Below are 26,058 nucleotides of genomic sequence, written 5' to 3' on the forward strand. Positions count from 1 at the left end.
TCAATCGAAACGGAAAGACAACAAAGTGATGTCGTCTCGCTGCGGCAGCTCTCCCTGATACTCGGCAAGAACCTGGGAAAATGCCTGAGCCTGCTCGTCCATCGAGCGTCGCGCATGGCGCTTGAGCATGGCCGCGAAGCGGGTATTACCAAATCCGAAACCAAACTCGCCGCCGGCCTGGTCCAGAAAACCGTCGGTCACCAGGTAGTACGTCCAGCCCGATTGCAGTGGCAGCTCGAGGTTCTCGTACTCTCCGATGCGCTTGTCTCCCAGAGCCCGGCGCGCGCCGTGGACCTCACGCGCGTCCTCGCCATTACTGGCATACAGGGAGATCTTCGCGCCAGAATAAATAAGGCGGCGGTGTTCGCGGTCAATATAAACCAGTCCGGCGTCCGTATTGGTCGCCAGCGCCCGCGGCAGTTGCGCGTCGGTCAACATGGCGCGGATGGCCCCATCGGTGCGCTTGAGAATGGCAGCCGGGTCTCGCGGCCCGGCTTCGCTGACCGCAAGATCGATGGCTGCCCGCGCCAGCATCGTCATCAGGGCACCCGGCACGCCATGACCGGCGCAGTCCATGATGCCCAACAGGCAATTGGCGCCGTCGGAGCGAAAGACGTAGAAATCACCGCCGACGACATCGCGCGGCTTCCAGAGCACAAAATGGTGTGCCCCTAGCGATTGCGTCATCTGACGATCCGGCAAGATGGCCCGTTGTATCAGGCTGGCGTAATCGATCGACGCATCGATCTTCTTGCGCGCCGCAGCCATTTCCCGATTGGCCATCTCCAGCGCCGAGGTACGCTCGCGCACCTTGCTCTCCAGCTCGGCAGTGTGCTTGCGCACCTTCTCGGCCATCACGCCGAAGGCCCCGCTCAGGTCGCCGATTTCGTCCTGACCACCGGGCGGCAGGCTTACCTCATAGCTGCCGTCGGCGATGGCGCGCGCCGATTGCTGCAGACGCCGCAGCGGCCGCAGCATGAGGCGCTCGATGGCAAACCCGAAGCAAAGCACCAGCGCTATGAACAGCGCCGCCAGGCCGATGATACCGGGCCACAGCCATCCCGGATCCACCAGGCGGGCCGCGCCAAAATCGACCAGCGTGACGGCATGCCAGCGCAGCTCCGGCATATAGGCCACGGCCACCAGTTGGCGCACGCCGTCTATCGTGGCCCAGGTTATGGCCACGCCGTCGGGCTCCTCCTTGGCCTGCTGCATGGCCGCCTCGAGATTGCGGCGGCTATCGCCTGCATCGAGCAGGCTGAAGATCTGGCCGTGCTCCTTGGCCTGCCCCTGCGCGCCCGAGTTGTAGGCGATGCGCGTGGCGTCCTTGTAGGCTTGTATGGCGCCTTGTTCATCAATGATGACAGGTGTGACCCCGGCTCTGCCGCTGTCGACGAATTCGCGCAGAAAGCCCCCCACATCCAGCCCCGCTCCGCTCAGGCCCAGCACCTGATCACCGTCGCGGATCTGCACATTGATCCACACCTTGGTGGTCTTGATCTTGAGGTCGGGGTTGACGTTGATGTTGTAGCTGTCGGGCGACTTCAGCGAGGCGTAGAACCAGCCGTCATCCGTGGCATCCCGGCTCAGCGTGTAGCGGGGCAAGTCGGATTGTCCGGTGGCGTCGCTGTAGTAACAATTGCCGCTGTCGGCGCTGGCAATGAAATAGGCGTGGCCCATGAAATCACGCCGATAGCCCTCTGCTTCGCGAAAGAAAAGCTCACGGGCGGCCGGATCGTTTTCATTGTGCAGCCAGCGCCGGGTCACTTCGCTATTGGCCAGCCGCGTGGACAAAGCCATCTCGCGCGATACCGGCGCCAGAATGCGCTGCCGGCTCAGCTGCGTGAAATTCTCGGCGAAAGCGCGGCCAAAGTGATCTCGCACGCCATCGAAGACAAACCAGGTGATCAAAATCGCCGGCGCGAGCATCACGATGCATGCCAGCAGCAGCGCCATGAAGGACTTCTTACGCAAACCCCACTTCGCCATACATTCTCCGAGCGGCCACCAAAACCTGCCACGGCGGGGACCGTCGGCCGGGCCTGCCTATATCCCCACCTACGTTGTGCCTGCGCGATTTGACCGCTAGGTGTGAAGATTCAATAGGTTGTATGCATGGTTCATCCGAACCGGATTTGAGAAACTGGAAATCGCCAACCCCCCAGTTCACTCAAGGAGCCCGGCCGGATGAACACCCATAAGCATGCCCGATTGACCTTCCTACGTCGCCTCGAAATGGTCCAGCAATTGATCGCCCATCAAGTTTGTGTGCCTGAAGCGGCCCGCGCCTATGGGGTCACCGCGCCGACTGTGCGCAAATGGCTGGGCCGCTTTCTGGCTCAGGGCCAGGCGGGCTTGGCCGATGCGTCCTCGCGCCCGACGGTCTCGCCCCGAGCGATTGCGCCGGCCAAGGCGCTGGCTATCGTGGAGCTGCGCCGCAAGCGGCTGACCCAAGTGCGCATCGCCCAGGCGCTGGGCGTGTCAGCCAGCACCGTCAGCCGCGTCCTGGCCCGCGCCGGTCTGTCGCACCTGGCCGACCTGGAGCCGGCCGAGCCGGTGGTGCGCTACGAGCATCAGGCCCCCGGCGATCTGCTGCACATCGACATCAAGAAGCTGGGACGTATCCAGCGCCCTGGCCACCGGGTCACGGGCAACCGACGCGATACCGTTGAGGGGGCCGGCTGGGACTTCGTCTTCGTGGCCATCGATGACCACGCCCGCGTGGCCTTCACCGACATCCACCCCGACGAGCGCTTCCCCAGCGCCGTCCAGTTCCTCAAGGACGCAGTGGCCTACTACCAGCGCCTGGGCGTGACCATCCAGCGCTTGCTCACCGACAATGGCTCGGCCTTTCGCAGCCGCGCCTTCGCCGCGCTGTGCCATGAGCTGGGCATCAAGCACCGCTTTACCCGACCTTACCGCCCACAGACCAATGGCAAGGCCGAACGCTTCATCCAGTCGGCCTTGCGTGAGTGGGCTTACGCTCACACCTACCAGAACTCCCAACACCGAGCCGATGCCATGAAATCCTGGCTACACCACTACAACTGGCATCGACCCCACCAAGGCATCGGGCGCGCTGTACCCATCTCCAGACTCAACCTGGACGAATACAACCTATTGACAGTTCACAGCTAGGCAAAAGGCGCCGCTAGTGTAGATGGCTCAAACGGGTATGGAAACATGCGAACACAATAACTGTTGACTATATCAAGTTATTGCGCAAAAACTGGCTCAAAGCCGCAATTGTTTCGTTAAATATCAGATTTAAACGATTTTTTCGCCCACCGGGTCATCCGTTCTCAAACCCCCAGATAGCGTTCCCAGAGCGTACGATCCGCGTCCAGCGCGCGCGAGTCCCCACTCCAGACGACCTTGCCGCGCTCGAGGATGACATGGCGGTCGGCCAGCGCCAGCAAGCGCTCCACATATTTGTCGATGACCAGAATGGTTTGTCCGGCAGACCGCAATCGCGCCAGGCATTGCCAGATCTCTTCGCGGATTTTCGGCGCCAGACCTTCGGTGGCCTCATCGAGGATCAGCAGCCGGGGGTTGGTCACCAGGGCGCGACCAATGGCCAGCATCTGCTGCTCGCCACCCGACAATTGATTGCCCATGTTGCCTGCGCGTTCAGCCAGACGCGGAAAAAGCTCGAAGACGCGTTCCGGCGTCCAGGGCAGACCGATGTCCGGATTGCGGCGCGCCACGAATGCCGTCAGGTGCTCGCGCACAGTCAGATTCGGGAAGCACTGCCGCCCTTCGGGCACCAGCGCCAGCCCGCTGCGTGCGACACGGTCCGGACTCCAGCCGCTCACATCGCGGCCGGCGAACTCGATGCTGCCGGCCCGCAAGGGGAGCTGGCCAAAGAGTGTGCGCAACAATGTCGTCTTGCCCATCCCATTGCGGCCCAGCAACGTCACCACTTGGCCCGCGCCTATCTGCAAATCCACGCCAAACAACACCTGGCTGGCACCATAACCACTGGCTGCTGCGCGAATGTTCAGCATGTCCTCTCCTGCGCGTGCTCGCCGTCGTCACCCAAATAGGCCTGGCGCACCTCGGCGTTGGCGCGGATTTCGTCGGGAGTGCCTGTTGCGATGATGCGGCCATAGACCAGCACCGAGATCCGATCCGCCAGCCGGAACACCGCCTGCATGTCGTGCTCGACCAGCAGCATCGCCGCCTGGCCGCGCAAGGATTCGATCAGCTCCGTCAGGCGCAACGTCTCGTCCGGCCCCATGCCCGCCATGGGTTCGTCCAGCAACAACACACGCGGTTTCGCCGCCAACGCCAGCGCGAACTCCAGCTTGCGCTGTTCGCCATGGGGCAACGTGCCAGCCTGGCGATCCATCAGGCTGGCATCGATGGCGCATTGCAGGGCAAGGGCGTTTGCCGCCTCCTGAAGACCGGGCTCGGCCTGACGTGGACGCCAGAAACGGAAGCTACTGCCGGCGTGCGCCTGCACGGCAAGCAGCAGATTCTCTCTGACCGTAAACGCGCGGAAAATATTGGTGATCTGGTATGAGCGCGACAGACCGCTGGCTACGCGCTCATGCGCCGAGAAGGACGTCAGATCGGTGTCACCCACCATCAGGGTGCCGGCATCGGTGGCCAGGGTGCCCGACAGCAAATGGATGAGCGTGGACTTGCCCGCTCCGTTCGGGTCTATCAAGGCATGGATCTCGCCCGGCTCCAAGGTGAGGTTGACGTTATCGGTGGCCAGCAAGGCGCCGAAGCGTCGCACCAGCCCCGTAGCGCGCAACGCGGGGGTCGTCTGCAGGGTCATGATGGTGCCTTCGATTGGCGGCTGGCAAACCACGGTGCGGCCAGGCCGGCCAGACCGCGTGGCGCACCGAACACCACGGCCAGCAGCAACAGGCCCAAAGGCAGATGCCAGTACTCCGTCCATTGACGCAATACCTCTTCCAGCACCAGCATGACCGTTGCCCCTGCCACGCCGCCATAACGCAGGCCGATGCCGCCGACCAACACCATGATGAGCAGGTTGGCGGATTGGGTCCAGTGCATCAGAGTGGGGGAGATGAACAGGTTGTGATTGGCCAGCAACGCCCCGGCCAGACCGGCCGCCGCGCCGCTCAATACAAAGGCGGTGAGCTTGATGCGGTAAACGGGATAACCCAGTGCTTCCATGCGGCCTTCGTTTTCGCGTACGCCCTGCAACGCCATGCCGTAACGCGACGCCACCAGCCGGCTAAAGCCGGCCATCACCAGCATCAGAACGGCCAGCACCACGTAATAGAACACGACGTCATTGCTCAGGTCCAAGCCGGGCAAGGTCGAATAACCGCTCAAATTGAGGCCGTCCTCGCCACCATACTGCCGCAACGAGATGAAGATGTAGTACACCATCTGGGCAAAGGCCAGCGTGATCATGATGAAGTACACACCGCGCGTGCGCAGCGAGATCGCCCCTATCACCCAGGCCAGTAGCGCGGCCAGCAGCATCGCCGCTGGCCAGACGATCAGCGCGGACATGACACCGGCGGCACCCAGCATCCCCACGGCGTAGGCGCCAGCACCGAAAAAGGCCGCGAGCCCCAGCGCCACCATGCCGCCATAGCCCAGCACCAGATTCAGGCTGGTGGCCGCCAGGGCATAGATGAGCACGCGGCGTACGAAGGAAATGTAAAAATCCAGGCCCAGGGCCGGAGCGACCAGCGGGAAGACGGCCAAGGCGGCCAGAAGCAGCACACTGCAAATCAGGCTTCTGCTCATCATCAGCCCCGCGCCGGAAACAGACCCGATGGACGGAACACCAGAATCGCGGCCATCAGCACGTAGATCAATATTGCCGCCAGCGTCGGTCCGACACTGGAGGCGACCGCCGGCGAGAAAACCTGGCGCAGCAGCATGGGCAGAAAGGCCCGGCCAGCCGTATCCACCATACCTACCAGCAAGGCGCCGACAAAGGCGCCGCGTATGGATCCGATGCCGCCGATGACGATGCACACCAGCACGAGGATCAGAATTTCCTCGCCCATGCCGATCTGCACGGCGGTCACCGGCCCCAACAAGGCGCCAGCGACCGCGGCAAGCATGGCCCCCAGTGTGAAAACGCCCAGAAACAGTACCGGTACGCGCACGCCCATCAGCGTCGCCATCTGCCGGTTGGATGCCCCGGCGCGCACCAGTATGCCGGCGCGAGTGCGGGTGACGAACCAATAAAGCCCAGCGGCCGCGGCAAGCCCGAAAACGATGATCATCAGGCGATAGGCCGGATACAGCAGGTCGGGCAAGAGGCGCACCGGGCCGGACAAGGCAGCAGGCATGTTGAGCATCATGGGCGCCGGGCCCCAGATCATTTTGACCAAATCATTGGCGATCAGGATGACGGCATAACTGCCCAGCACCTGAGCCAGGTGGTCCCGCACGGCCAGCCGGCGGATGAGAACCAGCTCGAGCAAGGCGCCGACCACGCCGGTGGCAATGGCCGCCACCGCCACGGCAGCGGTAAAAGAACCGGTACGCTGCATGGTTTCAGCGGCGACATAAGCGCCCGCCATGTAGAGCGAACCATGCGCGAGATTCATGATATCCATGATCCCGAACACCAGCGTCAAGCCTGCCGCGATCAAAAACAACATCAACCCGAACTGGAGACCATTGAGCAGCTGCTCGACGACCAGCGTGAACGTCATGAACCCTTTCCCCGTGTGCCGCGAGCGGCGGTCACGCCGCCCGCTTTCCTCCCCTTATGGGATTACAGCTTGCACTCGCCGACGTAGACGTCCTGGTAGTTGTCGAACACCTTTCCGGCGAGTTTGTTGGTAATGCGGCCATTGCCATCCTTGTCGACCACGCGCACGTAGTAAGACAGGATGGGATAGTGGTTCTTGCCGTAAGTGAAGGGACCGCGCACGGAAGAGAAATCGGCTTTCTGCAGGGCGGCAACCACCGCATCACGATCGCTGGCCTTGCCGCCGGCCTGCTTGACTGCGGCGTCCATCGCCATGATGACGTCATAGGCCTGGGCGGCATACACCGAGGGATAACGCCCGTTGTATTCCTTGCGGAACGCCTCGACGAATTGCTTGTTCTGCGCATTGTCGAGGTCGTGAGCCCATTGCGCCGTGTTGTACATGCCGAGCATGGGTTCGCCCACGGCCTGGATCACGTCCTCGTCGGCAGAAAAGCCCGGGCCGATCAGGGCCGTGCCCTGGGCCAATCCTGACGAGACGAATTGCTTGACGAAGTTGATTCCCATCCCGCCGGGCAAGAAGATGTAGACCGCATCCGGCTTGGCCGCACGGATCTGCGCGATTTCGGCGGCATAGTCCAGCTGGCCCAACTTGGTGTAGAGCTCTTCGCCCACCGCGTTCTTGTAGCCGCGCTTGAAACCGGTCAGCGCATCCTTGCCGGCCGGATAGTCCGGCGCCATGATGAATACCTTCTTGAAGCCGCGGTCGGCGGCGACTTTTCCTGCCGTCTCATGGAAGGCATCGTTCTGGTAGGACTGTCCAAACCAGTAGCGATTGCATTGCGAGCCGGCAAACTGGCTGGGGCCGGGATTGTTCGACAGATACGGGACCTTGGCGGCAAACAGCGCCGGGCCAACGGCCAGCGCAACGTTCGAGCCGATCGGACCGGTAAAGAAATCGATTTTGTCGCGTTGCAGATAACGCGTGACGAGCTGCCGGGCCTGATCGGGATTTCCGCCCATGTCGGTCTGCAGAAACTCGGCCTGCTGTCAGCCCAGCTTGCCGCCGAGTTGCTTGATGGCCAGATTGAAGCCGTCACGGGCCTCGGCGCCCAGCGCCGCGAACGGGCCGGAAATATCATTGGCGATACCGACCTTGACACTCTCGGCCGAAGCCAGAGCGGGCACCAGCATGGCAGCGGCCAGAACGGAGGGGAGAAAACGCATGGTGGAGCTCCTTGCGCCTGAGCGCGGCAGAGATATTGTTCGCGGCGTTCGAATGGTTGGGCGAGTCTTGCGGCAATGCCCGCAGCGCCCGCGTTGCGATCCCCGGGGCGGCCCTCCGGGCGGCAATCCCGGAGAAAAACTGGCATCCGGCATAGTTTAGGTTTAAAGTATTCGACAAAACAAGTCTAGGGTTTGCCCGAAGACTCGGCAGATTTCCCTGCCCCGAGACCCGCCTTCAATGCCAGGTACACGCGCCGATGAACATGCTCTACCGTAACTACGACCGCAGTGCACTGGACGTGCAATACAACGCACGCGCGACAGTACCCGACATCCAGGCGATACTCAAGCAGTACACCGACGAAAGCCGCCAAGCCAGGCATGCCCTGCACTGCCTGGCAGACATTTCTTACGGACCTCATCCCGACGAGCGGCTCGACATCTTCCCAGCCGCGCAATCAGACGCTCCGGTGTTCTTCTTCATCCATGGTGGATACTGGCGCGCGCTATCCAAGGATGACTCCTGCAATATGGCGCCAACCTTCACCGCCGCAGGAGCCACCGTCGTGGTCCTGAACTATTCGTTGGCGCCCAGCGTCACGCTGGATCGCATCGTGGATCAGACGCGGCGCGCACTGACCTGGGTGTACACCCATATCGCGCAGTATGGCGGCGACCCGCGGCGCATACATATCTGCGGCAGTTCTGCCGGCGGCCATCTGGTCGGTATGCTGCTGGCGGCTGGCTGGCAGAACGCTCATGGGCTGCCCGACGACGCCATACACGGCGCCTGCGCCTTGTCCGGCCTGTACGATTTGCGGCCCCTGATCCACACCCATATCAATGCCTGGATGCACATGAGCCAGGCCGACGCCGAACGCAACAGTCCCGCGCTCTTGCCGCTGACCGTGCGTGGCTGCCCCCTGATCGTCGCTTACGGCGAATCCGAAACCGATGAATTCAAACGCCAGAGCCGCAACTATCTCTCACAATGGCAAGCTGCCGGCTATCCCGCGCACTACGTCGACGTGCCCGATAGCAATCACTTCGACCTGGTGCTCAAGCTCAACGACGCGCAAGCGCCTCACACCCGCGCCGTGCTTGAGCAGATGGGTCTGCGTGCATAGCCAGCAGAACTCTGACTTTCCGCCGAGACTCCTATGACAGATACGCCCGATCTGGAAAGCCGCGCCGCGCCGCAAGACCATCATGCCCTGCGGTTGTGGCTGCGCATGCTGACTTGCTGCAACCTGATCGAATCGGAGATCCGTAGCCGCCTGCGCAACGAGTTCGACACCACGCTGCCGCGCTTTGACCTGATGGCACAGTTGCAGCGCGCGCCCAAGGGCATGAAGATGGGCGAACTGTCACGCCACATGATGGTGACCAACGGCAACATCACCGGCATCACCGATCAGCTCGAAAAGGAAGGCTTGGTAGTGCGCACCAAGGTCGAGACGGACCGGCGCAGCTCCCTGCTCAAACTCACTCCGCAAGGCAAACGGGTGTTCGCCCGTATGGCCCGTGCGCACGAGAACTGGGTCAAGACCATGTTTGGCGACCTGCCCGAAGGCAGCCGCGATGCCCTGTACAAGGCACTGGGCGAACTCAAACTTCAGGTCGTGGCGCGGCAGGGGCAACAATAGGGCCGACTGCCGCTGCCCACACCGGCAGACGGCAAGCAAAAAAGCGCATAATGCCCCGCATGATTCCGGTATCCCTGCCTGGCGGTAATTTCTATGTGACCATGGGTTTGTCCCTGGTCTGTCTGGCGACCCTGCTCACCTGGGGGGCCACGCTGGTGCGCAGTCTCGACGCACGCCTCTGGCTGGCTGACCACCGCCGGATCGGCGCGCTGCTCATGGCACTGTTGGCCGGCGTCGGCGCCATCTTCCCGTATCAACAGCTCAGCAACTGGGTCGAGGGACAACGCGAGGCGCGGGCCGAGGCAGCACGCCGCACCGTCCTGGAGCAGGCGCGTGATCTGGCCGGCGTGCACATGCCGGCCGGCACTCAATTGCGCCTGCGTACGGCCGGCCAGCCAGACAGCTTCGATCAGGCCATTTTCCCGGCGCCGACTCCGGTAGCCGGAATCAAGGCAGCGCAACTCGTACGGCACTTCGATGCCGATGGCACGGCCACATCCTGGTCAATCGGGTTGGCCGGCGACGCGTCAGTTTCAGGCTGGACATGCAGCCGCGGCCACCGGGTTGAATTTCGCGTCGACCACAACACCCCGCAATTTGCCAGTTGCCATCTGGCCTCCGGCAATGAGCTCGACGCCCAGAAGCTGCCGACTGGCACCTGGCTGCAGTCCACCCCCGAAGGCTGGCTGTTGCGCACTGATGGCAGCGAAGCGTTCCGCGTGGACGGTTTGGATCTGCTCAAGACCGATGTCCGCCTGGCCCCGGATCGTCGCCGCATTGGATTCGAAGGCCTGCTGGCCCATGAATCCGCGCGGGGTGAGATGACCTACCCCGCGGGCACCCGCGTCACGCTGGCCGGCACCCACGTCCCCGGCGCCCAACCCGGCGACCTGCTGTTTTCGCCATCGCGCGGACGCAGTGCGCGCCGCAGCGGCGGCAGCGACGTGGCCGCGGGCCAGTCGGTGCTGCAAGCCCCGGATGGCCTGGTGCGGGCGGTGCTGGACAATCGCGCCGCAGGCGTGCTGGATGTCGCCAGCATGCGCGTAGGCCCCTGACGGCCCCCGTCTTCCAGCGATGGGATAATAATGACTTTGACCGCCGCCCCCTTCGGGCGGCCGCAACCGCCCAGCCCAGCGAGACGTACCCATGGCCGTTAATCTCCAGATTCCTCCCGAATCCGAAATCTTTCCCGTTGCCGGTGTCGAAATCGGCGTAACCGAAGCCGGCATCCGCAAAGCCAACCGCCGCGATTTGACCGTCATGCGTCTGGCGCCAGGTGCCACCGTGGCGGGCGTTTTCACGCGCAACCGCTTCTGTGCGGCCCCCGTTCAGGTCAGCAAGGCCCATCTGGCCAAGGCCAGCGCCATCCGGGCACTGGTCATCAATACGGGCAATGCCAATGCAGGCACGGGCGAGCCCGGCCTGAAGAACGCCGAGGACACCTGCGCCGAACTGGGCAAACTGCTGGGCGTGTCCCCCGATCAGGTACTGCCGTTTTCGACCGGTGTGATTCTCGAGCCCCTGCCGATGGACCGCCTGCTGGCCGGCCTGCCCAAGGCCGTGGCGGCGCTGGGCCCGAATGAGTGGTTCAACGCCGCCCACGGCATCATGACCACCGATACGCTGCCCAAGATCTTCTCGCGCCGCGTTCAGATCGGCGGCAAAACCATCACCATCACCGGCATCAGCAAGGGCGCCGGCATGATCCGCCCCAATATGGCGACCATGCTCAGCTTTCTGGCTACCGACGCAGGCATTGTCCAGCCGTTGCTGGACACGCTGGCGCTGGATCTGGCCAATCAATCGTTCAATCGCATCACCATCGACGGCGACACCTCCACCAACGACTCGTTCATCGTCGTGGCGACGGGTCAGTCCGGCCTGCAGATCGACTCGGCCAGCGATGCCGATTACGCCGCGCTGCGTCAGGCGCTGACCGAAGCAGCGGCCGATCTGGCCCAGAAAATCGTGCGTGACGCCGAAGGCGCCACCAAGTTCATGACCATCCGCGTCGAAACGGCGGGCAATACCGAAGAGGCCCTCAAGGTCGCCTATGCGGTCGCCCATTCGCCTCTGGTCAAGACGGCCTTCTATGCCTCCGACCCCAACCTGGGCCGGATTCTGGCGGCCATCGGCTACGCCGGCATCGAGGACCTCGACGCCAGCAAGATCCAGCTCTGGCTCGACGATGTGCTGGTCGCCAAGGACGGCGGCCGCAATCCCGAGTACCGGGAGGAAGACGGCCAGCGCATCATGAAGCAAGCCGAAATCCTGGTCCGCATCGCCCTGGGTCGCGGCCAGACCTGCGACACCGCATACACCTGCGATTTCTCGCACGAGTACGTCAGCATCAACGCCGACTATCGCTCCTGATCCGCTTGCGCAGAACGGGCTCCAAGCCTGTTCTGCGCGCGTCGCACGACCCGTGCAGCGCGCGCTCGCCGTCGCGTCCTTTGCAACCTCCTGGCCGGCGCCGGCGTCCTCATCAGACCCGCTGTGGACACCTCCCAGCGCTGCCCTCCTAGGAAACACCGTGACCGCAACTGACTTCACTCAATTGATCGCCCGCGCCGAGCGGGTGCTCGCGCAACTGGAGGCGTGGCTGCCGCCCGCTCCGCCCGACATCGACTGGAGCGCCCAGGCGTTTCGCTGGCGCAAGCGCGGCTCCCGTGGCTGGCTCGATGCGGTGCGCCATGTCGCACGCATCCAGAAAGACGACCTGCAGCACATCGAACGTCAAAAAGACATCATCGATCGCAACACACGCCAGTTTCTCGACGCCAAACCGGCCAACAATGTCCTGATGACCGGGGCAAGGGGCACCGGCAAGAGTTCGCTGGTCAAGGCCATGCTGGCCACTTATGGCGAACGCGGCCTGCGTCTGATCGAAGTCGACAAAAGCGACCTCGGCGACCTTCCCGAAATCGTCGAGCTGGTGGCCAACCGTCCCGAGCGCTTCATCGTATTCTGCGACGACTTGTCGTTCGAAGAAGGCGAAGCCGGCTACAAAGCGCTCAAGTCCGTGCTCGACGGATCCGTGGCCGCAGGCGGCGACAACGTGCTCATCTACGCCACCTCCAATCGCCGCCATCTCATGCCCGAGTACATGAGCGAAAACCTTCAGGCCAAGCACCAGGCCGATGGCGAAATCCATCCTGGCGAAACCGTCGAAGAAAAGATTTCGCTCTCCGAGCGATTTGGCCTGTGGCTGTCTTTCTACCCGTTCAAGCAGGACGACTATCTGGACATCGTGCATCATTGGCTGCGCGAACTGAACTGCCCGGCCGATCAGATCGAGCCGTCGCGCGCCGAGGCCCTGCAATGGGCGCTGGAGCGCGGCTCGCGCTCCGGACGCGTGGCCTATCAGTTCGCCCGCGACTGGGCCGCCCGCCATGTCTGACAACATCATCGACGTAGCCGCGGGCCTGATCCTGCGGCCAGACGGCCAACTGTTGCTGGGGCAACGTCCTGAGGGCAAGCCCTGGGCAGGCTGGTGGGAACTCCCCGGCGGCAAACTGGAGCCGGGCGAGACGGTGCTCCAGGCGCTGGCGCGCGAGCTGCAGGAAGAACTCGGCATCACCGTGACCGACTCGCGGCGCTGGGTCTGCTACATCCATGCCTACCCGCACACCACGGTGCGGCTGGCCTTCTGCTTCGTCACGGGCTGGACAGGCGAGCCGCGCGGACTGGAAAACCAGCGCCTGGCCTGGGTGGACCCGCGCCATGCCGCCCAGGTGGGAGAGCTCTTGCCGGCCACCCTGCCCCCCTTGCGCTGGCTGCGACTGCCCCAGACGTATGCCATCAGCGCCGTGGGCTCACCCGAAGCCATGCCGACCTTCACGCAGCGCCTCGAACGCGCGTTGGCAAACGGACTCAAGCTCCTGCAGTGGCGCGAACCTGCCTGGCCGGGCGGGCCGGCGGCGTCTCGTGCGGGCTTTGAAACGGCCCTCGATCTCTGCCGCCGGGCCGGCGCGCAACTGCTGGTCAACAGCGTGCATCCGCAGGACTGGTGGCAGCAGGCGCACGGCGTGCATCTGCGCGCCAGCGACGCGGCGGCTCTGCATAGCCGCCCGCTGCTGCCCGAGGGCAGTCTCGTCGGGGTCTCGGCGCACAACCACGCCGAGATCGTTCACGCCCGAGAGCTCGGCGCCGATTTTGCCGTGCTGGGCCCGGTGGCCGACACACTCAGCCATCCGGGCCAGACTCCACTGGGCTGGGCGGGCTTTGAGGCTGCCAACCGTGATGCCGGGCTACCCGTCTTCGCGTTAGGCGGCCAGTCGCTGGCGACGCTGGACCAGGCCCAGGCACATGGCGCTCACGGCGTGGCAGGCATACGCGGCTTGCTAGGCTGACGCGGCCGCGTCCGATTCGACACGGGGCGGCCTCCCTTGAGGTCGCGGATTCAGCGAGGCTTTTCCGCTGTTTCCGAACCCCGCTGCGGCCATACTGGATTGCCCAACGGTTAGACAGCAATGAAAAAACCATGCAATCCGCAATCCGCAATCCGCAATCCGCAATCCGCAATCCGCAATCCGCAATCCGCAATCCGCAATCCGCAATCCGCAATCCGCAATCCGCAATCCGCAATCCGCAATCCGCAATCCGCAATCCGCAATCCGCAATTGAATGCGTGAAGTACGTCGCCGCCACGTTGGCGATCATGGGCATGATGCCCACCCCCGCGCGCGCAGTCGACGGCACCATCACCATCAATGGTGAGATCACCGATCAGACCTGCAAGATCAACAACGCCGACCCGCCGCACAATCTGATCGTCAACCTGCCCAAGATTGGCACCAAAGCGCTCAAAAACACCCATGACACCGCGGGCGCCACGCCTTTTATCATCCAACTCACCGATTGCCCGCAAACCTTGAACAACCAGAAGGTCAAAGCCTTCTTTGAATCCGGCTCAACGACGGATTACGGCACAGGCAATCTCATCGCCTACACCGAAGCCAATGCGCAAACCAATGCCGCATCCAGCATCCCGGATCGCACAGGCGCGACCGTCTTCAACAATGTGCAGATCCAATTGGCCAACCCGACGGGCACGACCATCAAGGTGGGTCAACCCGAAGCCTCACAGGCGGCACAGGACACGACCATCACCAACAACAAGGCCACCCTGCAGTATCTGGCGCGCTATATCAAGACCGGCAGCAGCGCCATCAGCGCGGGAAAATTGGTGAGTTACGTCCAATACTCCATCGTATATCCCTGACCATGGCGGGGCTCCATGCCGATGATCTTATTCCGCCGGCAGCACACACCTCGTTGGGGCCGGAACTGACGCCATCCTCGGCCCCTTCCGAAGCCACGCTGCGGTGAAATCTGCATCTGGTCACTCGCGACATGAAGGAATCGCTTCTTGAACCTAGCCCCCGCAACTCGTCTACAAACACGCGGCGTCTGGCTGATGGCGGCCCTGTGCATCGCGCCCGCTGCGCAAGCCGTCGATGGCACCATCACCATCACGGGCGAGATCACCGACCAGACCTGCAAGATCGACAGCAAAGATCCGCCGCATGACCTTGTGGTGACCTTGCCTCGTATCGGCCCGCTGGCCCTCAAGGAGATCAACAGCACGGCCGGTGCAACGCCTTTTGCCATCCGGATTTCAGATTGCCCCGACTCGTTGAGCGGTACAGTAAACGCCTACTTCGAACCGGGTGCCACCACCGACTACGGCACGGGCAATCTGATGGCCTATAACGAGGTGCTGCCTACCGGTATCCCCAGCAGCATCCCCGATCGCAGCCAGGCCATCCTGTTCAACAACGTCCAGATACAGTTGACCAATCTGAATGGCAGCGTCATCAAACTGGGCCAACCGGTCCAAGAGCAGAACGCGCAAAGCGTTCCGCTGTCGGGCAACACGACCAAGACTGCCACCCTGCGCTACCTGGCGCGCTACATCCGGACCACGGCCAACCCACTGCACGCCGGCAAACTGCTCACCTTCGTGCAGTACAGCGTCGTCTATCCCTGACAGCGACTTCAGGGCCGGCCCGGCGGGCCGGATTCGGTCGGCGTCAGGCCATCCCAGCCGCCGCCCAGCGCGGCGACCAGTTGCACACTGGCGATCAAACGATTGCCCAGCAAGCTGATGGCATTGCGCTCGCTGGACAAGGCGGTGGCCTCGACCACGGCCACGCTCAGATAGTCCACGAGCCCGGCCTCGTACTGGTTGCGCGTCAGGCGCATGGACTCGCGCGCAGACTCCAGCGCGCGACGCTGCACTTGCTGTTCCTGCTCCATGACGCGCAACTGCACCAGATAGTCCTCAACCTCGCGCAGTGCGGTAAGCACCGACAGCCGGTAAGCCGCTGCCTGGGCGTCATAGCTGGCGCGCGCCGACGCAATCTGCGCCTCGCGGGCGCCGCCATCGAAAATCGTCAGCGCCAGCGCCGGACCTAGCGACCAGAAGCGAGCCGGTGCAGTCAACCAGTCAGCGAATTGCCCGCTGCGAAAACCACCCGATGCAGACAAGGTCAGATCAGGAAACCAGGCTGCCGTGGCTACGCCGATCTCGGCATTGGCGGCCGCGGCACGCCGCTCGGCCGCGGCGACATCCGGGCGGCGCTGCAACAACGCGGCGGGCAAACCTACCGGGATCTGCGGCAATTGCTGGGTAAAAGGTGCCACCGCCAATGAGAACTGCGAGGGCGCCGTACCAATCAATACGGCAATCGCGTTTTCATATTGGCCGCGTTGCCAATCCAGATCCAGCGATTGCGCGCGCGTGCTTTCCAGCTGCGTCTGCGCCACCGCCACATCGGCCTTGCCGGCCACGCCCGCCTCATAACGATTGCGGGTCAACGTGAGCGAGCGCTCATAGGCCTGCACCGTTGCCTGGAGCAAACGCTTCTGCTCATCCAGCACGCGGACCTGCAGGTAGTTTTGCGCCAGGGCGGCCTGGGCCGACAGCCGGGTCGAGGCCAGATCCGCCGCGCTGGCCGTTTCGCTGGCACGGCTGGACTCCAGCTCGCGCCGCACGCGCCCCCAAAGATCTGGCTCCCAGCTCACGCTACCACTGAGCGCGTATTGGTTGCCCACCGTGGTGGCACTCGAAGATGAACCACCTCCGGATCGGGTCAGCCCCGAGGACGCACCCACCGTCGGGAAAAAGCCGGCCCGCGCCGTTCCGACCAGAGCCTGAGCTTGACGGTAATTGGCCTCGGCCTGGGCGATGGTCTGGTTGGCCTGATTCAGCCGCTGCATCAGACCATCGAGCACCGGGTCGCCATAGATCGACCACCACTGGCCACGCACCACGCCATCGGCGGGCTGCGCCTGCCGCCAGCCTGGCACCGTCTGCTGGCCCTCTTTGAAGGAAACGCCCACGTCGATCTCGGGCCGCTTGTAGTCGGGACCCACGGCGCAGCCTGCCAGCAGGACAGCCAGCGCCAAAGGCAATACTCGCGCAGGAAGGAGCTTAGGCATCATGAATGTTCGGGTTCAGGACGGGCCGCACGCTGGCGATTGGCCCAGATACGAAAACGGTCGAGATAAAGGTAAACAACCGGCGTGGTGTAGAGCGTGAGCACCTGACTGAGCACCAGGCCGCCGACGATGGTAATACCCAGCGGCCGGCGCATTTCCACTCCGGCACCGGTGGCCAGCACCAGTGGCAATGCGCCAAAAATGGCCGCCAGCGTCGTCATCATGATCGGCCGAAACCGCGTCAGGCAAGCCTGATAGATGGCGTCGCGTGGCGTCATAGCCTGCTGGCGCTGCGCCGCCAACGCGAAATCGACCATCATGATGGCATTTTTCTTGACGATGCCGATCAGAAGAAATACGCCGATCAGTGCGATGAGGGTGAACTCAGTATTCAGCGCCATCAAGGCCAGCAGCGCACCGATCCCGGCCGAAGGCAGCGTCGACAGGATGGTGATCGGATGGATATAGCTCTCGTAGAGCACGCCCAGCACGATATACATGGCGACCAGCGCGGCCAGGATCAGCCAGGGTTGGCGCGCCAGGGTTTTCTGCAGCTCGGCCGCCGTCCCCTGAAAACCTGCCTGAATCTGATCTGACGGCAATCCGATCCGGGCCACCGCCGCATCGATGGCTCGTGTGGCCTGCTCCAGCGAAACACCTGGCGCGGTGCCAAAAGAGATCGTATCGGCCACGAACAGGCCCTGATGGCTGACGCTCAAGGGGGCATTACCCACCTCCAGCCGGGCAAACGCGGCCAGCGGCACACGGCTGCCGTCAGCGGCCACGACCGTCAGCTGCTTGAGCGACTCGGCATCCTCGGCAAACTTCTGATCCACACCCATGACGACGTGATACTGATTGAGGGGCCCGTACATCACGGACACCTGACGCTGGCTGTACGAGTTGTTCAGCACGGCGGCGATGGTCGCCATATTGATACCCAGACGGGTGGCACTCTCGCGGTCGATGACCAGGTTGATCTGCCGCCCCTTGTCCTCGACATCGGCATCGACATCGGTGAGCTCCGGCAACTCGGCCATGGCACGCTGCACCTTGGGCATCCAGGTGCGCAGCAGGGCCAGATCGCCCGACATGAGGGTGTAGTCGTATGAACCGGTGCTTTGCCGCCCGCCAATGCGAATATCCTGCTGCGATACCAGAAACACCTGTGCGCCGGGCTCGCGCTGCAGCCGGCCCCGCAGGCGATTGATCACCTCTTCGGAGCTGACGCCCCGCTCCGATTGCGGCTTGAGCTGAATCTGCATGAAACTGGTGTTGCTGCCGCCACGCCCGCCCGCATAGGCGGTCAGACTTTGCACGGCGGGGTCCGCCGTGATGATCTTGCGGAAATACTCCAGTTTGGGCACCGTGGCCTGAAACGATGTGCCCTGGTCCACCCGGAAAAAGCCCAGCAGTTGCCCCGTATCCTGTTGCGGCAGAAACCCTTTGGGGATGACGGTATAGAGGTAGACGTTCAAGGCGATCGTACCCAACAGGATCGCGATCATCAGCCTGCCGTGGTTGAGCGCCCACTGCAGGGAACGGGCATAACCGTCGTGCAGCCCATCAAAAAAGCGTCCGATGGCAGCACCCGCGCGCCCGACGGGCTTTTTCGCCTCGGGCGACTCGGCGCGCAGCAAACGCGCGCACATCATCGGCGTCAGGGTCAGCGACACCACCAGCGACACCAGAATCGCCGCCGACAGCGTGACGGCAAACTCTCGGAACAAGCGCCCCACCACGCCGCCCATCAGCAAGATGGGGATGAATACCGCCACCAGCGACAGGCTCATGGACAGCACCGTAAAGCCAACTTCCCGTGAGCCGCGCAGCGCCGCCCGCATGGGCGAGGCGCCCAACTCGACGTGTCGCATGATGTTTTCAAGCACGACGATGGCATCGTCAACCACGAAGCCGGTGGCCACGATGAGCGCCATCAACGAGATGGTATTCAGCGTATAGCCGCACAGATACATGATGCAGAACGTCCCGACCAGAGACACGGGCACGGCCACCGATGGGATGATGGCCGCGCGCCAGCGCCTCAGAAACAGCAGCACCACCAGCACCACCAGCCCCACGGCAATCACCAGGGTAGCCTCGGCCTCGTGCAATGAGGCCCGGATGCTGGGCGTACGGTCCTGAGCCACCAGGAGATCCACATCGCCAGGCAGCAACGCGGCCAGTTGCGGCAACTGCGCGCGCACGGCATCGACGGTCTCGATAATGTTGGCGTCGGCCTGCCACCGCAGAATCAGCAAGATGGCCTGACCGTCGTTGTAGAACCCGGTCTGGAACAGATCTTCGACCGAATCCTCGACCGTCGCCACATCCGACAGCCGCACCGCCGCGCCATTGACCCAGGCGACGATGAGCGGCCGATACTGCTCGGCGCGGTTGAGCTGGTCACTGGCCAGGATCTGCCAGTGATACTCGTCGTTCTCCAGAACACCCTTGGGCCGCAAGGCATTGGCGTTGGACAGCGTCTGCCGCACCTGGTCCAGCGATACGCCCCGATTGGCCAGCGCACCGGGATTCAGACTCACGCGCACGGCCGGTAACGAACTGCCGCCCACCGTGACCTCGCCCACCCCGTTGACCTGGGCCAGCTTCTGCGCCACGATGGTCGAGGCCAGGTCATACAGCTGGCCCTGGCTGAGCGTCTTGGACGTCATGGCCAGCGTCATGATGGGCGCGGCCGACGGGTTGGTTTTGTGATACGTGGGATTGCTGCGCAAGCTGGTGGGCAACAGCGAACGCGCGGCATTGATCGCGGCCTGCACATCCCGTGCGGCGCCGTCGATATTCCTGTCGAGATCGAACTGCAGCGTGATCCGGGTCGAACCCTGCGTGCTGCGCGAGGTCATCTCGGTCACGCCAGCGATACTGCCGAGCGACCGCTCCAGCGGCGTGGCCACACTCGAAGCCATGGTCTCGGGGCTGGCGCCCGGCAGACTGGCCGACACAGAAATCGTCGGGATATCCACCTGAGGCAGGGGCGCGACCGGCAACAGCCGGAACGCCAGCGTACCCGCCAGCACCACGGCCAGCGCCAGCAAGGTGGTGGCAACCGGCCGGACAATGAACGGCGCCGACAGAATCATGGCTGGGCCCGCGCCTGCGTGTGCGCGCCGCGCGGCCGTGACAGGCGGTCAAACATCAGATAGATCACCGGCGTCGTAAAGAGCGTCAGCACCTGGCTCACCAGCAACCCGCCCACCATCACCAGCCCCAGCGGCTGGCGCAGCTCAGCGCCGGTGCCGTTCGAGAGCATCAGAGGCAAGGCGCCGAACAGCGCGGCCAGCGTGGTCATCAAAATAGGCCGAAAGCGCAGCAAGGCAGCCTGATGGATGGCTTGGCGCGCTGGCAGGCCCTGCTTGCGCTCGGCCTCCAGCGCGAAGTCGATCATCATGATCGCGTTTTTCTTGACGATACCAATCAGCAAGATGATGCCGATGATGCCAATCATGTCCAGCTCGGTGCCGGAGATCATCAGCGCCAGCAAGGCGCCCACGCCCGCCGAAGGCAGGGTCGAGAGAATCGTGATCGGATGGATGTAGCTCTCGTAGAGCACGCCCAGGACGATGTACATCGTCACGATGGCCGCCAGAATCAACCACAGTGTGCTGGTCAACGAGTTCTGGAATGCCAGGGCCGCGCCCTGGAACCGCGTCTCAATCGCCGTCGGCATGCCGATATCGCGCTCGGCGGTCTTGATGGCTTCGACAGCCGATGACAACGAGGCCCCCGGCGCCAGGTTGAAGGACACCGTCACCATGGGAAACTGATCCAGCCGGTTGATGGCCAGCACCGTATGCCCTTCCGAGATACGCGCCACTGAAGACAGCGGCACCTGCCCCCCGCTGGAGGTCGGCACATGAATCTGATCCAACGCCGAGGCATCACGCCGGAATTGCGGCAGCACCTCCAGCACGACCAGGTACTGGTTGGACTGGGTGAATATGGTCGAAATCAACCGCTGCCCGAAGGCATCGTAGAGCACCTCATCGATGGCCGAGGCCGTAATGCCCAGCCGCGAAGCGGCATCGCGGTCGATGTCCACCCAGGTCATCAGCCCCTGGTCCTGCAGGTCATGCGAGACGTCGGCCAACTCGGGCAGTGTGCTGAGCCGGTCCACCAGCTTGGGCGCCCATTCGCTGAGCTGGGCCAGGTCCGGGTTCGACAGCGTCAACTGGTATTGCGTGCGGGCCACACGGTCCTCGATCGTCAGGTCCTGCACCGGCTGCAGATAGAGGGTCACGCCGTTGTTCATGCTGTTTACGGCATGCTGCAGCCGCTGCATGATGCTCTTTTGATCGGCGCCACGCTCGGCCTGGGTCTTGAGCGCGATCTGCATGCGCCCGGCGTTGACCGTGGCGTTGCTGCCGTCCACACCAATGAACGACGACACGGCGGCGACGTCAGGGTCCTGGGCGATGCGATCGGCGATCTGCTGTTGGCGTTGCGACATCGCCGCGAACGAAATCGACTGCGGCGCCTGCGTGATGCCCTGGATGAGCCCGGTGTCCTGCTGCGGGAAAAAACCCTTGGGGATCACGATGTACAACAGCACGGTCAGGGCAAAGGTCGCCAACGCGACCAGTAGCGTGGCCGTCTGATGGCGAAGCACCACCGTGAGCATGCGGTCATAGCTGGCGATGATGCGGTCGATGAGACGGCCGGTCCATTGATGAAACCGCCCGTAATGCTGCGCCGACTCGGGTTTGAGCAGGCGCGCGCACATCATGGGCGTGAGGCTCAGCGACACCACCAGCGAAATCAGAATGGCCACGGCCAGCGTCACCGCAAACTCGCGAAACAGCCGCCCCACCACCTCTTGCATGAACAGCAACGGGATCAGCACGGCAATCAGCGAGAACGTCAGCGAGATCAGCGTAAAGCCAATCTGCGAAGCGCCTTTGAGCGCCGCCTGCATGGGGGACTCCCCCTCTTCGATATGCCGCGCGATGTTCTCTATCATCACGATGGCGTCGTCGACCACGAAACCGGTGGCGATGGTCAGCGCCATGAGGGTCAGGTTGTTGATGCTGAACCCGGCCAGATACATGATGCCGAACGTGCCGACCAGCGACAGAGGCACCACCACGCTGGGGATGAAGGTCGCGGTGGCGCTGCGCAAAAACACGAACGTCACCATCACCACCAGGGCAATGGCCATGAGCATTTCGTGCTGGACATCCTTGACCGAGTCGCGGATGGTCTGGGTGCGGTCGGACACCACCTGCATGTCCAGGGTGGCAGGCAGGGCGGCCCGCAACTGCGGCAGCATTTCGCGAATGCGATCTACCACCTCGATGACGTTGGCGCCCGGCTGGCGTTGCACATTCAGCAGAATCGCCGGCCTGTCGCCCGCCCAGGCCGCCTGGCGCGTATCCTCGGCGGCCTGCACGGCTTGTGCCACGTCCGACAGGCGCATGGGTGCGCCGTTCTTATAGGCAATGATGAGGTCGTTGTAGTCCGTAGGCGACTTCAACTGATCATTGGCGTCTATGGTGGTCGAGCGCAGCGGGCCGTCCAGATTGCCTTTGGGCTGGTTGACGTTGGCTCCCACCACCGCCGTGCGCAGATCGGACAAGCTCATGCCCGCTGCGGCCAGGGCCTGGGGATTGACCTGTACCCGCACGGCAGGGCGCTGCCCGCCCGCCACACTGACCAATCCCACGCCTGGCACCTGCGACAGCTTCTGCGCCATACGGGTGTCGACCAGATCGCGCACCTGCGGCAACGGCATGGTTGGCGACGAAATCGCCAGCGTCAGCACGGCCGCATCGGCCGGATTGACCTTGTTGTAGACCGGCGGCACCGGCAGGTCGCTGGGCAGCAAATTGGACGCGGCATTGATGGCCGCTTGCACCTGCTGCTCGGCGACATCGAGCGGCAGACTCAGGCTGAACTGCAGCGTAATGACCGACGCGCCGCCTGAGCTGGTCGATGACATCTGGTTCAAGCCCGGCATCTGCCCGAACTGCCGCTCAAGCGGCGAGGTCACCAGCGACGTCATCACATCGGGGCTGGCCCCAGGGTAAAGCGTCACGACCTGGATGGTCGGATAATCGACCTCAGGCAGCGCCGAAACCGGCAACAGGCGATAGGCAATCAGGCCGGCAATCAGAATGGCCACCATGGACAGCGTGGTGGCGACGGGCCGCAGGATGAACAGGCGTGAAGGGCTCACGGCGCGTTACCTGGCGGCGTGAGGGCGGCCGGCCTGCGCCGCTTGGGGTTGGCCCGCGGCAGCAGGCGCACGATTGGGCGACGGCGTGTTGATCTGGACCTTGGAGCCGGCGCGCAGCCGGTCGGTGCCCTCGGTCACCACTCGATCCCCTGGCGCCAGCCCTTCATTGACGGCTACCCACCCGGCATTGATCGCGCCGAGCTTCAACGGCTTGACGGCCACCGTATCGTCGGCAAGCACCTGAAATACAAAAGAGCCCACCGACCCTTGCTGCACGGCGGCCGTGGGAAGGGCGGTCACGCCGCTGCGCGTCTCGACCAGCAGATGCACGTTGACGAACTGATTCGGAAACAGCGTCTGATCCGCGTTGTCGAAACGCGCCTTGAGTTTGACCGTACCCGTGGAAACATCGATCTGGTTGTCGATGGTTTCGAGCACCCCGGAGGCGATGCGGCGGGTATCCGCACGGTCATATGCCTGGACCGGCAGGGTCTTGCCTGCCCGGACCTGCTCGAGCACCTGCTGCAACTGCGTCTCGGGCAGGGTGAACACGACAGAAATCGGTTGCGTCTGCGTGATGACGACCAGGCCGTTGGTATCGCTGCTGGACACCAGATTGCCCTGATCCACCTGGCGCAGACCCAGCCTGCCGCTTATTGGAGCCGTGATACGCGAATAAGCCAGATTCAATTTGGCGCTGTCCACGGCAGCCTGATCGCTTTTGACCGAGCCTTCATATTGACGCACCAGCGCGGCCTGCGTATCGAGTTGCTGCCGTGCGATGGAGTCCTGCTTGAACAAGGTCTGGTAGCGTTGCAGATCGCGCTTGGCGTTTTCGAGTTGCGCCAGGTTCTGCTGCTGCTGGCCCTGTGCCTGAGCCAGCGCGACCTCGAAGGGACGCGGATCGACCTGGGCCAGCAGATCTCCGGCCTTGACCATCTGCCCTTCGGTGAAGGCGACCTTGACCAGCTCGCCGCTGACCTGCGGCTTGACCGTAACGGTGTTGTAGGCCGTCACCGTACCCAGCGCGCGCAACACGATATCGATGTCCTGCGAACGTGCCTCGGCCACCTTGACCGGAATGGCCATGTTCATCATTCCGGCTGCACCGCCGGGCCCCGGACCGCCGGGCCTGCCCATCCGATTGGCCTGCTTGGCCGGTTTGAGCACCACCCATGCCACCGCAGCCAATACGATGACGACCAGCGCAATGCCGATCCAGCGGCGACGGTGCGAGGCGGGGAGGGAAGATTCATGCATAGGACGGGCCCAGGATGCGAGAAATAAAGAAGAAGGGACGGGAGCGGCTATTCTCCCTCAGACCCGCGAGAAAAGGCAGTGTGGCAGCGGGCATCTGAAATCTCGCGCAACATCTTCGACCCGGGGAAAATAGGGAGCCCCTACTTATTGGGGACAAACCAATTGGCAGCGCCCGCTCAGGCTGAGCACAACGACATTTTGAAGTCGACGTCCCGACCCAGCTGCTGCGGTTTGAGATCGCCATCCTGGGTGGAAAAGCGTATCCAGACCATGTATTTATTGGCGCTGATTTCCGGGAAGCAGCCGGTCTGCGGATCGACCCAGACCCGCAGCAACTGGAAGGTCTTGCCCCCCAGCATCTGCTGATAGGCACCCTGCTCGGCCAGGGCATCGCTGCGCCGGCCGGCCTCGCGCAACAGACGCAAGGCCAGGCTCAGCCCCTCTTGCAAGGGCTGAAAAGGCTGCATCCAGCCTTGCAGATCCGCCAGGCGTACGGCTTCGGCTTTGTTCTGCCAGGCGTAGTAAGAAGGCATGTCGACCTGCGTAGCGCCACCGGGCACGGCCAGCCGGCCGCGCAGGCTGGCCAACCATTCGTTCTCGCGCAGCCCTTGCCCTGTCTTGCCAACCACGGACAACGCCCCGAACACACTGTCGATCTCCCGCAGCATGGCCTCCAGCGCATCCTGATCGACGCTGGGATGATCCCGCAGGCCATTGAGGGCCATGCGCTGGCGCTCAAGATCCTGCAGCACCGCGCCTTTCATGTCCGTACGCTCGCAAGCATCCAGAATGTCGAACAGCGAGGTGACCGCGACCTGGTGCTGACGCGCATCGCCTTCACGCGCAAAGAAAGCCAGACGGTCGAAAAGGTACTCCAGCCGCAGATAGGCCCGGATGCGTTCGTTGAAGGGGTATTCGTACAGAATCACGCTGGCTACAGGCCCGTCTTGTATCGGCCGCAAGGCCGAGGTTGGTCAAGGATTGCCGGCGGCGGTCTGTCCGGGCCGGTCCTGCATGCGCGCCAAATCCAGATAACGCTCGTGCAGACGTCTTGTCCGCGCGAGCAAGGCTTCTGCCGTGGTGGAGCCATCGTTATTGATGACATCATCGGCGGCCTCCAGCCGTGTGGATCGCGCGGCCTGTGCTGCCATGATACGCCGGATGTCGGACTCCGTCAGCCCACTGCGCTGCTGAACCCGAGCAATCTGAGTGTCGGGATCGCAATCAACCACACATATACGATCAATCCGCTGGCGCCAGCGTCCGGACTCGACCAGCAGCGGCACCACGAACACCAGATAACTGCCCTGGGCGTCATCGGCCGCGGCCTGCGTCTGCGGGCCAATCAGGGGATGCAGAATGGCTTCGAGACGTGCCCGCGACGAGGGGTCGCGAAAGACCCGTGCGCGCATCCAATCGCGATCCATGGCGCCGTCGGGTCGGGCCGATGGCGGGCCGAACTCCTGCAAGATGGCTGGCATGGCCAGGCCGCCGGCCTGCGTCAGGGCGTGAGCGATGGCGTCGGTGTCGATCACACATGCCCCCCATTGACCCAGCATATCGGCCACTCGCGTCTTGCCTGATCCTATACCACCGGTCAAACCGATCTTGAGCATCCCGTTTCC

The 26,058-nt window shown here is 63.4% G+C and carries 21 protein-coding genes and 1 pseudogene; 10 read left to right on the forward strand and 12 right to left on the reverse strand.

The window, feature by feature from the left end; genetic code table 11:
* On the reverse strand, window positions 1-1,989 hold the full coding sequence (gene siaA, locus LK440_RS14100) for a biofilm regulation protein phosphatase SiaA (protein WP_017685436.1): 1,989 nt from the start codon (window positions 1,987-1,989) through the stop codon (window positions 1-3).
* 198 nt (window positions 1,990-2,187) lie between these two features.
* Here siaA and LK440_RS14105 point away from each other — a divergent pair, with 198 nt between their 5' ends.
* Window positions 2,188-3,138 carry an IS481-like element IS481 family transposase gene (locus LK440_RS14105; protein ID WP_005016594.1) on the forward strand — a complete coding sequence of 317 codons (951 nt, stop codon included), beginning with the start codon at window positions 2,188-2,190 and terminating at the stop codon, window positions 3,136-3,138.
* A 164-nt stretch (window positions 3,139-3,302) separates the two neighbouring features.
* On the opposite strand, the gene LK440_RS14110 is transcribed toward LK440_RS14105, so the two are convergent.
* The 5 genes and pseudogenes from LK440_RS14110 to LK440_RS14130 form a co-directional block, all read right to left on the reverse strand.
* Complete coding sequence (locus LK440_RS14110; RefSeq protein ID WP_005018391.1) at window positions 3,303-4,007, reverse strand: ABC transporter ATP-binding protein; 705 nt, start codon at window positions 4,005-4,007, stop codon at window positions 3,303-3,305.
* Window positions 4,001-4,786 carry an ABC transporter ATP-binding protein gene (locus tag LK440_RS14115; RefSeq protein ID WP_005018389.1) on the reverse strand — a complete coding sequence of 262 codons (786 nt, stop codon included), beginning with the start codon at window positions 4,784-4,786 and terminating at the stop codon, window positions 4,001-4,003. The genes LK440_RS14110 and LK440_RS14115 overlap by 7 nt, the downstream gene beginning before the upstream one ends.
* Complete coding sequence (locus tag LK440_RS14120) at window positions 4,783-5,739, reverse strand: branched-chain amino acid ABC transporter permease (protein WP_005018386.1); 957 nt, start codon at window positions 5,737-5,739, stop codon at window positions 4,783-4,785. Before LK440_RS14120 ends, LK440_RS14115 begins: the two co-directional genes overlap by 4 nt.
* Entirely contained in the window at window positions 5,739-6,659 is a 921-nt protein-coding gene (locus LK440_RS14125; RefSeq protein ID WP_005018384.1) for a branched-chain amino acid ABC transporter permease, read from the reverse strand. Before LK440_RS14125 ends, LK440_RS14120 begins: the two co-directional genes overlap by 1 nt.
* Window positions 6,660-6,721: 62 nt before the next feature.
* Window positions 6,722-7,885: pseudogene (locus LK440_RS14130) on the reverse strand (ABC transporter substrate-binding protein).
* Window positions 7,886-8,142: 257 nt separating this feature from the next.
* Here LK440_RS14130 and LK440_RS14135 point away from each other — a divergent pair.
* The 9 genes from LK440_RS14135 to LK440_RS14175 all read left to right on the forward strand — a co-directional run bounded on the left by LK440_RS14135 (window position 8,143) and on the right by LK440_RS14175 (window position 15,523).
* Entirely contained in the window at window positions 8,143-9,012 is an 870-nt protein-coding gene (locus LK440_RS14135; protein WP_005018382.1) for an alpha/beta hydrolase, read from the forward strand.
* A gap of 33 nt (window positions 9,013-9,045) precedes the next feature.
* The gene (locus LK440_RS14140; protein ID WP_005018379.1) at window positions 9,046-9,531 is read left to right on the forward strand and encodes a MarR family winged helix-turn-helix transcriptional regulator; all 486 of its coding nucleotides are present in this window, start codon (window positions 9,046-9,048) and stop codon (window positions 9,529-9,531) included.
* A 59-nt stretch (window positions 9,532-9,590) separates the two neighbouring features.
* Window positions 9,591-10,586 (forward strand): hypothetical protein, encoded by a 996-nt coding sequence (locus LK440_RS14145; RefSeq protein ID WP_169510512.1) that lies wholly within the window; start codon window positions 9,591-9,593, stop codon window positions 10,584-10,586.
* A 91-nt stretch (window positions 10,587-10,677) separates the two neighbouring features.
* Window positions 10,678-11,904: a bifunctional glutamate N-acetyltransferase/amino-acid acetyltransferase ArgJ gene (gene argJ / locus LK440_RS14150; protein ID WP_005018371.1), complete on the forward strand. Its 1,227-nt coding sequence runs from the start codon at window positions 10,678-10,680 to the stop codon at window positions 11,902-11,904.
* Window positions 11,905-12,064: 160 nt separating this feature from the next.
* Entirely contained in the window at window positions 12,065-12,931 is an 867-nt protein-coding gene (locus LK440_RS14155; RefSeq protein ID WP_005018370.1) for an ATP-binding protein, read from the forward strand.
* Window positions 12,924-13,883: a Nudix family hydrolase gene (locus LK440_RS14160; protein ID WP_005018369.1), complete on the forward strand. Its 960-nt coding sequence runs from the start codon at window positions 12,924-12,926 to the stop codon at window positions 13,881-13,883. Before LK440_RS14155 ends, LK440_RS14160 begins: the two co-directional genes overlap by 8 nt.
* Window positions 13,884-14,003: 120 nt before the next feature.
* Complete coding sequence (locus LK440_RS14165; protein ID WP_227944734.1) at window positions 14,004-14,165, forward strand: hypothetical protein; 162 nt, start codon at window positions 14,004-14,006, stop codon at window positions 14,163-14,165.
* Entirely contained in the window at window positions 14,162-14,755 is a 594-nt protein-coding gene (locus tag LK440_RS14170) for a fimbrial protein (protein ID WP_005020400.1), read from the forward strand. The genes LK440_RS14165 and LK440_RS14170 overlap by 4 nt, the downstream gene beginning before the upstream one ends.
* A gap of 147 nt (window positions 14,756-14,902) precedes the next feature.
* On the forward strand, window positions 14,903-15,523 hold the full coding sequence (locus tag LK440_RS14175; protein ID WP_227944735.1) for a fimbrial protein: 621 nt from the start codon (window positions 14,903-14,905) through the stop codon (window positions 15,521-15,523).
* Window positions 15,524-15,531: 8 nt separating this feature from the next.
* On the opposite strand, the gene LK440_RS14180 is transcribed toward LK440_RS14175, so the two are convergent.
* From LK440_RS14180 to coaE, 6 genes are all read right to left on the reverse strand, one after another.
* A complete protein-coding gene (locus LK440_RS14180; RefSeq protein ID WP_005018360.1) occupies window positions 15,532-16,977 on the reverse strand; it encodes an efflux transporter outer membrane subunit in 1,446 nt (481 codons plus the stop codon).
* The gene (locus LK440_RS14185) at window positions 16,977-20,081 is read right to left on the reverse strand and encodes a multidrug efflux RND transporter permease subunit (protein ID WP_005018356.1); all 3,105 of its coding nucleotides are present in this window, start codon (window positions 20,079-20,081) and stop codon (window positions 16,977-16,979) included. Before LK440_RS14185 ends, LK440_RS14180 begins: the two co-directional genes overlap by 1 nt.
* Window positions 20,078-23,173: an MdtB/MuxB family multidrug efflux RND transporter permease subunit gene (locus tag LK440_RS14190; protein WP_005018352.1), complete on the reverse strand. Its 3,096-nt coding sequence runs from the start codon at window positions 23,171-23,173 to the stop codon at window positions 20,078-20,080. The genes LK440_RS14185 and LK440_RS14190 overlap by 4 nt, the downstream gene beginning before the upstream one ends.
* 6 nt (window positions 23,174-23,179) lie before the next feature.
* Window positions 23,180-24,433: an MdtA/MuxA family multidrug efflux RND transporter periplasmic adaptor subunit gene (locus LK440_RS14195; protein WP_005018350.1), complete on the reverse strand. Its 1,254-nt coding sequence runs from the start codon at window positions 24,431-24,433 to the stop codon at window positions 23,180-23,182.
* Between the two features lie 176 nt (window positions 24,434-24,609).
* Window positions 24,610-25,362 carry a cell division protein ZapD gene (gene zapD, locus LK440_RS14200; RefSeq protein WP_005020397.1) on the reverse strand — a complete coding sequence of 251 codons (753 nt, stop codon included), beginning with the start codon at window positions 25,360-25,362 and terminating at the stop codon, window positions 24,610-24,612.
* Between the two features lie 45 nt (window positions 25,363-25,407).
* Window positions 25,408-26,049, reverse strand: coding sequence for a dephospho-CoA kinase (coaE, locus tag LK440_RS14205; protein WP_005018340.1), 642 nt, complete (start codon window positions 26,047-26,049; stop codon window positions 25,408-25,410).
* Window positions 26,050-26,058: the final 9 nt, after the last annotated feature.

This window comes from Bordetella holmesii, from assembly GCF_020735985.1.
Classification (GTDB): domain Bacteria; phylum Pseudomonadota; class Gammaproteobacteria; order Burkholderiales; family Burkholderiaceae_B; genus Bordetella; species Bordetella holmesii.